Annotated in this window: 7 protein-coding genes and 1 pseudogene; 5 read left to right on the top strand and 3 right to left on the bottom strand. The window is 61.3% G+C overall.

Going from position 1 to position 7,419, the window contains the following annotated elements:
- Window positions 1-39: 39 nt before the first annotated feature.
- A complete protein-coding gene (locus tag CGK74_RS18450) occupies window positions 40-696 on the bottom strand; it encodes an integrase domain-containing protein (RefSeq protein ID WP_240498787.1) in 657 nt (218 codons plus the stop codon).
- Window positions 697-2,209: 1,513 nt separating this feature from the next.
- Between CGK74_RS18450 and CGK74_RS18455 the strand changes: the two genes are divergently transcribed.
- The 5 genes from CGK74_RS18455 to CGK74_RS18480 all read left to right on the top strand — a co-directional run bounded on the left by CGK74_RS18455 (window position 2,210) and on the right by CGK74_RS18480 (window position 5,170).
- Window positions 2,210-3,253 carry a PRTRC system protein D gene (locus tag CGK74_RS18455; RefSeq protein WP_094269821.1) on the top strand — a complete coding sequence of 348 codons (1,044 nt, stop codon included), beginning with the start codon at window positions 2,210-2,212 and terminating at the stop codon, window positions 3,251-3,253.
- 358 nt (window positions 3,254-3,611) lie between these two features.
- Window positions 3,612-3,968: a hypothetical protein gene (locus CGK74_RS18465; protein WP_094269823.1), complete on the top strand. Its 357-nt coding sequence runs from the start codon at window positions 3,612-3,614 to the stop codon at window positions 3,966-3,968.
- 86 nt (window positions 3,969-4,054) lie between these two features.
- Window positions 4,055-4,363 (top strand): hypothetical protein, encoded by a 309-nt coding sequence (locus CGK74_RS18470; protein ID WP_094269824.1) that lies wholly within the window; start codon window positions 4,055-4,057, stop codon window positions 4,361-4,363.
- A 23-nt stretch (window positions 4,364-4,386) separates the two neighbouring features.
- A complete protein-coding gene (locus CGK74_RS18475) occupies window positions 4,387-4,890 on the top strand; it encodes a lytic transglycosylase domain-containing protein (RefSeq protein ID WP_094269825.1) in 504 nt (167 codons plus the stop codon).
- On the top strand, window positions 4,880-5,170 hold the full coding sequence (locus CGK74_RS18480) for a hypothetical protein (RefSeq protein ID WP_094269826.1): 291 nt from the start codon (window positions 4,880-4,882) through the stop codon (window positions 5,168-5,170). The genes CGK74_RS18475 and CGK74_RS18480 overlap by 11 nt, the downstream gene beginning before the upstream one ends.
- On the opposite strand, the gene CGK74_RS18485 is transcribed toward CGK74_RS18480, so the two are convergent.
- Together CGK74_RS18485 and CGK74_RS18490 are read right to left on the bottom strand one after the other, a co-directional pair.
- Window positions 5,167-7,116 carry a DEAD/DEAH box helicase gene (locus tag CGK74_RS18485; RefSeq protein WP_094269827.1) on the bottom strand — a complete coding sequence of 650 codons (1,950 nt, stop codon included), beginning with the start codon at window positions 7,114-7,116 and terminating at the stop codon, window positions 5,167-5,169. The genes CGK74_RS18480 and CGK74_RS18485 overlap by 4 nt on opposite strands.
- A pseudogene (locus CGK74_RS18490) lies at window positions 7,109-7,419 on the bottom strand (hypothetical protein); the annotation flags it as partial. The pseudogene CGK74_RS18490 and the gene CGK74_RS18485, both read right to left, overlap by 8 nt.

Raw genomic sequence — 7,419 nt, forward strand, 5'->3', positions numbered from 1 at the left:
GTGGGCGCGGGCGGGCAAAGAACGCCGCTCAGTGACCGGTTACCCCAGTCCGGCCTTTGTCACACCGCACTTTGAAAGCACATACACGAATCGCCGGATCGAAGATTTCAAGTCGCGACTGGGACTCCCTACGTGTCCATTCACCCCTTTCACGAACGCCTTGGCCTCTTCCAACACCCGGCGTTGCGCCTCAGTTCTGATCATGACAACACGGGGCCGGCCACCTTTTGTGCCGTCGACGACTTCGATGTACGCCCCCTTGTCCGCCCGATACGGCTTGAACATCACCGCTTCTTCACGGCGCAGCGCGAACGCCAAGCAAAGGCGAAGCTGCATACCCACGTACTTGTCAGTTGCGGACACCATCCGCATCACCGCCTCGACATCCACCCCCGCAGCCGTCCACGAGTGGTCATAGGTCGCCGCAGCCGTGCGGGTGACGCTCTTGGGGTCCGCAACGAACTCCGTCGATCGTCCGATCATTCCGGTCTTGCCCAGCCACTCGGCCAGCGTTCGCAGCACTGAAATCCGGTTCTGGATGGTCGAAGCGGACAAGCCATCCGCCTCCCACTTCCGGGCCAAGGCCTCCACGTGCTTCTTCTTGAAGTTATCCAGGGTTCTCAGGTGAAAGCCCATCTGCTGCAACTGACCGAATGCAGCGAAGAGATCAATCTCCCGCTTCTCGATCGTCTTCATGCTCACCGGCTTGTGGCGACCCTTACGCGGACTCGTCGCCCGGCCTTTGGTCTCAAGCAGGTAGATCAGCCCGTCTTTCCAGCCCATCCGCTTCCAGGGTTGCGGCTGTGGTCTTCTGGGGGAGGCGTCCCCGATCGCGTCATCAAGAGGGTTAGCGGTATGTCGTCTCATGGCTTACCTGCAACAAACAGTGGAGTCCTGGATTGCGCAATCCACAACCAACGCACCCTGTCAGTTCTGGATTGCACAATCCACACGAGCCTCTTCTGCAGCTACCAACTGCTTCGGCCTCTCGGCCAGGCGCTCGAGGTGCGCCCATCGGCAAATCGCGAATACGTGAGCATCTGCGTTCCGACACGGAGATTCATTTCTGCATCACCGTCCCCGGCCGACCTGTCGAGGTCAGCCACCTTGCGATCCATCGTGGGAGTCCAAGGGGAGATTAGGTGGGAGCCCGTCACGTCTCCCTAGAAGTGTTGTCGTCCGGCCCGGCCCGCCATCCCTCCCTGCGACCAGGAGGGGGGTCCGTTTACGCGCGGCGAGAGGTGCGCCCAAGCAGATCACATGGTCTGTCGGAACGCGGGAACACGCGCGAATGCAGGAACTTCGATATTGATTAGCTACTACCGGGCCGCAACAAAGTGGTAGCAGGGCCCGGCTTGGGCTCACGTCGTGTGAGCGGGGACTGGCGCGGTGGCCACGAGGCGTGGTGCCTCTTGTGCAAGCTCAAGGTCACTGGGGACCGAGCAGGTCGCCGGCAAAAGCGGCTGAATGTCCGTGTCGGACGGTGATGCTTGTCGGCTTGGTGCCGTCGCTGTCGCCCTATTCCGGGGCTTGGCGTTTGGAAGGGCTGCGTTGCGGTTGGCAGCTAACCGGTCAAAGACGAGCCGAATCTACACAGACAGAGAAAACGGGTCAAGCGGTTGTATGCGACGTGCTTTTGATTCTTCCCGCCTTTCACCTGACGAAATCTCACGGAACGCGCGCCGTTATTGCTGTTCGCGATCACTCTCTGCACGCCCATTTAAAGTGAAACGCCTGATGCATCGACTCAGTTCCAGGTCGAAATCCGGCTGATTCAAGGGATCGATGCCATCGCCTCGGACTGCCGGATCAGTGCAACGACTAGCAGGGCCAACTGCGTGCTGTTGGGAGGAAGTGCGGTGGTCTGTTTCCGGAAACGCGATTAGGTCTGTAACGCTCAATAGAAAAGGCTCGGAAACGTCCATTTTGCGGCGGTTCATTTGTTTGCATCTGGTCAATTGTGAGCGAACCGTCGTTGCGTGAGCCACCTCCGTCGCAGAACCGTCGGTGCACTATGGTCTTGAGGTGGTTGCTGGCGTTTCGTCGTTAATGCGTCTTAACCGGGTCCAGACTGGTCGTAAAAAGGCGGCAAGCCCGTCGATTCTCATGCGCTCCCGCTTAAATCGACCAAAACGGGATGTTTTACGGACCTTGATGCCCGAGGGTGAGGGGATAGGATGGGCTGGTCATTTCATCAATAGGAGGTTCCATGACTCAAACCATCGTTCGGGCCATCGACGTCGGCTACGGCAATACCAAGTTCGTCCAATTTCACGCAAAGGGCAGTGAGATCGCATGCAGCCTGTTCCCCTCGATCGCTCCCCAGGCAAGCTCGGGCGCGGATCTGACCGGCGGTGTCTTCCAGCGCCGCAACACCATTACCGTCGAGGTCAATGGCGTTCGGTATGAGGTCGGGCGCGATGCGCGGCTTGCCCAAGATCCAAGCTATGGGCGAACGCTGGATGCGGACTTCTCCATGACTGACGCCTATATGGCATTGGTCCGTGGGGCGATCGCCTACATGGGGGTCCCTCACCTCGACCATCTGATTCTTGGTCTGCCGGTGAACACCTATGCGCAGCATCAGGACGCGCTGATCAAGCGAATGACCGGCGTCCACCGCATCCCCGATCAGTCAGGGAATCAGATCGACGTCGAGGTGCGTAGCGTCACGGTGACCCCTCAGCCCATTGGGGCCTTCTTCGACTACACGATCCGGAACAACGTCTATGGCCGCATGCGTAACCAGACCAACCTCCTGATCGATCCGGGCTACTACACGCTGGACTGGGTCGTGGCCCATGGGGTCAAGATGATCAATGCGCGTAGTGGCGCCCACTCGGGCGGGATGTCCTCGATCCTTGCGACGATCGGCGAGTCGGTCAGCAAGGAGCTCGGCCATCAAATCTCGGACTTCTCGACCATCGACGATGCGATTCGAACCGGTACTCAGCCCCGTTTCTTTGGGAAGCAGCGGGACATCTCGTCGCACATCCGACTTGGCAAGGAAAAGGCCCGGCAGTTTGTATCGGTGCTGGCCAACCGGGTTGGCAATGGGGGGGTCGATATCGACAACATCATCATCGCCGGTGGTGGCGCTGAATTCTTCCGGGAGCTCATCCAGGAGAAGTTCCCGAACCACGAGCTGGTGATCACCGAGGATCCGGTGTTCGCAAACGTGCGAGGGTTCCAGCTGGCGGGCGAACAACAAGTTCGCAGCCAAGGATTCAACGCTGCCCGTGTTCCCGCTTAGGGGGAGCACGCCATGCGTGAGGAGTCTCTGACCCGCATGAAGGTGTGTCACGACGAGTCACCGGAGCTCTACGAGATGCTTGAACGCTTGCCCTTGAGTCGGCTTGCTCGACAAACCGCGTTGTTGCGCGTGTTGCAAGCCGGTTTCGCCGCTATCGAGACGAATAGTGAGCCGGCTCTCAGGGGGCGTTGTGCTGACTATGAGAGCAAGGGCGCCCACGCCGGTTGCACAGCGGGCAGAGCTTCGCATCGACGGGATCAGCACTGAGGATGGCTACGAATGCGCGCGCACATGCCCCTGATCTCGACGACCAGGCGAAAGCAATGATGCGACTTGTTAACGGATGAGTAGAAAGACAATGGAAAGAAAGCCGATCTCCTTGAGGGCGACCATCTTCAACGATGAGTTCCCCGAGCTCTACGAGCAACTGGAAAGGATGCTGCCCACGCACAAGTTCCGGCGCAGGACTGTGCTGCTTGAGATCCTGCGAAAAGGCTGCCAAGCCATCGAACACGGCACGGTCGAGGCGTCCTATGGGAGCCCCAGATCGAATGGGGCGGTGCAGGAACGGCTCACTGAGGGGCGAAGCTCCCCGTCAGAAGGAGGTGCCTCGCACAGTACCAAGGGGGCGCCAACTCCACCGGCATATCACGACGTGGAGATTGATCCATCAGATCTGGACGAGATATTTGGTAAGCGGAGCGCAGCCGCGTGAGGACGAATTTGCCCTCTTGAACTCTGGTGCTTCCCCTGTAGAAGTGAAGGTGAGGGATTTCCTCAAGCACTGTCAGGAGAAGCACCATGAGCAAGATCCGCAGCACCTACTTCATGAAAGATTTCGCAGACGATGACCCGCGCAGCGTTCAGGCTGCCATCGAGGGTCGTGACGACGGGCGGTCTGCTCGCTACGAGCGTTACGCCCATAAGCACCTCGACACGGCCCGCACGATGAGCGTGAACGAGGTCTATCAGGCCGGCGTTCGGGCGGCCAACGGGATCGACCCTTCCAGCGCCGGTGCCCGGCGTCCGAGCCGCGGGATGTTCCGCCTCGCGACGCCGGTGCTGGGGCTTGGTCTCGGCGTCGCCCTCTTTACTCTGTTCAACGGATGAAACCCTTACCGCTCCTCATTTTGATGCTCCTGCCGGTGGTCGCTTCGGCCAACCAGCAAGCGAAGCTCGACTTCGACAACACCCGTCCGGTGACCCAAGCGTCGGTCGCTGCGGCCGCATCCGAGCCTTCGCGCACGGCGGCTGCGGCGACCTGCACCTGGGAGAGCGTTGGTCGCAAGTGGGGAGTGAATCCTTACATCCTGTTCTCGATTGCCAAGACCGAATCAGGGCTCAACCCGCGCGCCGTGAACAGGTCCAATGCGAACGGCAGCGAGGACGTGGGGATGATGCAGATCAACTCGTTCTGGTTTCCGAAGCTGGCGAAGTTCGGAATCGCCCGCGAGCACCTGTTCGATCCGTGTGTGAGCCTCGATGTCGCCGGCTGGATTCTGTCGCAGAACATGGAGCGTCACGGCAACACCTGGAAGGCGATCGGGGCCTACAACGCCGTTACCCCGTCCAAGCAGCAGGTCTATGCGGAGAAGGTGTTCCGCAACCTGCCTCCCCAAGCCAACAATGCACGCTGAAGATCTCCACCTCCTGAACGCCTCGATGATGCTGCCGGCTTTTGTCCATGCAGCCGCTCTCGGCTGGGCGCCAAGTGTGGTGCTTCCGTTCTTGGTGAAAGTCGCGCCGTGGCTCGTCGACGGCAAGGCACTGCGAGAGGCGGCCCCCTTGCTGGCGGGCTACAGCCTGGGCTTTGCCGTGATGCATGACCGGATCGGCTACTGGCCGATGGATCTCGTGGTCACGCTGGGTTGCTTGGCCGCCTTCTTCTTCTATTTGCGGGCCAGCCGCCGGGGCTAAGCCGCAGCGCGAGCGGCGTCAGCCGGCTCGAAATCCTCGGGCATGAGCTCGATCGAGCGAAACAGCGTCCGCGCCTTGCCGCTCGTGGCCGTTCCATCGCGGCCCAGATCTCCGAAACCCCGTTGCTGCATGTCGAGTTCGGCCAGCTCGAACCCGTTGGTCGTGCGCGTGAGTAGCTCGACGCGCGCCAGGGTCTCCTCTTCGACCTCGCGGGGCAGGTAGGCGAAGAACCACGCCTCACCTCCCTTACGGGCCAGCCGGCCGCGGAACTGGTGCAGGGTGCTCACGCCGTACCGGTCGGCTTCCACCACGATGAGCATGCGAAGGTTCTCGATGGTGATGCCGATCTCGATGATCGAGGAGGCCACGACGATCTTCTTCTGGCCTTCGCGGGCGAGCTGCATCGCCTCGAGCTTCGCCTCGGTGGAGAGCTTGCCGTGCAACACGATCACTTGGCCAGGACACAGGCGCTCGAAGCGCTCGCCGGCGGTGATCACGGACTTCACGTCATCTTCGCTCTTGCCTTCGACGCGGGGGTAGATCACCGCGACCTGGTAGCCGGCTTCCACCGTCTCCTTGAGCTTGGCGAACATGCGCTGGCGATGAGACTGATCGACCACGTAGGAGTGGATCGTCTGCTGGGCGTGGCGCTTGTCGACCTCGATGCGATCCTTGCCCCCGTACTGAAGCAGCGCAAGCGTTTGCGGAAGCGGCGTCGCGGAGGCCTCGAGCACGTTCGTGTCCTCGGTGCAGAGGGCTTCGCGCTGCTCGACCGACATCTTCTGCTGCTCGTCGATCACCAGCAGATTCGGGTGCCACTTCGCCCGCTTGGCCACCGAGAAGATCCGCGTGGTGGCGACGATGATGGGGTTCTCCTCCCAGTCGATTGCAACGCCCTTGGTGGCGTCGGTCACGAGCGCGACAGGGCACTCCGGGAAGCAATGGCGGAACTCCCCTGCGATCTGTTCGGCAAGGATGGTGTTCGGGACGAGGATGCACACCCGCGCCCCTTTGGCCTGCGCAGCGACGGAGGGGACCATGTAGCACAGCGTTTTGCCCACGCCGACGTCGGCCGAGAGGATGGCATCCATCGCGTAGGGCTCGGCCAGGAGCCGTGCGATCGCCACGATTGCCTGCTCTTGCGAGCGCTCACCGGTAGTCGGTGAGAAAGGCAGTCGCGCCATCAGGGCACGCACGTCCTCTTCGCTCGTGCGGATCATGGTGAGCATCCGAAGCGGACGGTGCGAGGCTTGCTCGGCGCTGTGCTTCACATAGGCGACCGCGAGCTTTCGGGCGGACTTCATCGCCCACTCGGCCATCTGCATGGATCGTGGATTGTGCAATCCATAAAGCAGCAGCGCCAAGTTGCCCCTGATGCCGGCGAGTTGGAGGATGTCGGCTTCCTCCATGCCGCTGAAGGCTTCTCGGATGGCAAAGCAGGTTTCCGCCACCACGGCGTTGTCCTTGATCGACTCACCCACCGCCTTCCCGACCACCGCGGCCGCCAGCACACCGGCCTTGCCCGCGTACACCGGCATCACGCGGTGCGCCCACTCGGCAGGCACCAGTTCAGGCCCGTTCAGATAGATCCGCTCGTTGTAGAGCGACGGCTTGCAGACCACGAAGGCGCGATCGCCCACGGGGATCTGCTTCCAGGGCGTGAAGCGGACATCACCAAAGACGGTAAGCCGGTGTTCGGCGCCAGCCCCATCAACGACCCAGACGTGGAACGCGCCCTTCTTCGTGGGGTGCTTTATCGGCTCGCTGCCGATCGTGAGTTCGAGCATCACGCGCTGGTCGATCATGTCGGGCAACTCTGACGCTTGGCACAGGCACGTGTAGTCGACGTGCTTGCGGGGCGCCCAAAGCAGCGTCTCGAAGGCGTGCGTGATCCCGACCTTTCGCATCGCGGCCAGCGGGGTGATCTGCTCGGAGTCCTTACTCATGCTTCACCCGCAAGGCATTGCGCACGTCGATGCGTTGGTCGTCTGGAAGCTCCCGGTACAGGCGCAGCACCTTGGCAAGCCGCGGTTCGCGCTTCGCGCCCTCTTCGCCCGTGGGTTCAGCGTTGAGCATCTCTTCAAGTGAAGTCTTGGCATCACGCTCGTTCAGTGCCGTGACGATGCTCACCACCTCGGCCAGGTTCTCCTCGTTGGCGACTCGGCTGGCGAGATCGAGTGTGCTGATGTTGGCCATGCACATCTCGTTGACATCCTCTCCGGCCTGAAGGCCGGAGATTCCTACGGCGC

Origin of the sequence: Thauera propionica, assembly GCF_002245655.1 — a bacterium.
Taxonomy (GTDB): domain Bacteria; phylum Pseudomonadota; class Gammaproteobacteria; order Burkholderiales; family Rhodocyclaceae; genus Thauera; species Thauera propionica.

Bases quoted from the DNA above. Each gene is read 5' to 3' on its own strand.
- CGK74_RS18465 (WP_094269823.1), top strand. From the start codon at position 3,612: ATGGAAAGAAAGCCGATCTCCTTGAGGGCGACCATCTTCAACGATGAG.
- CGK74_RS18455 (WP_094269821.1), top strand. From the start codon at position 2,210: ATGACTCAAACCATCGTTCGGGCCATCGACGTCGGCTACGGCAATACC.
- CGK74_RS18475 (WP_094269825.1), top strand. From the start codon at position 4,387: ATGCTCCTGCCGGTGGTCGCTTCGGCCAACCAGCAAGCGAAGCTCGAC.
- CGK74_RS18470 (WP_094269824.1), top strand. From the start codon at position 4,055: ATGAGCAAGATCCGCAGCACCTACTTCATGAAAGATTTCGCAGACGAT.
- CGK74_RS18480 (WP_094269826.1), top strand. From the start codon at position 4,880: ATGCACGCTGAAGATCTCCACCTCCTGAACGCCTCGATGATGCTGCCG.
- CGK74_RS18485 (WP_094269827.1), bottom strand. From the start codon at position 7,116: ATGAGTAAGGACTCCGAGCAGATCACCCCGCTGGCCGCGATGCGAAAG.
- CGK74_RS18450 (WP_240498787.1), bottom strand. From the start codon at position 696: ATGAAGACGATCGAGAAGCGGGAGATTGATCTCTTCGCTGCATTCGGT.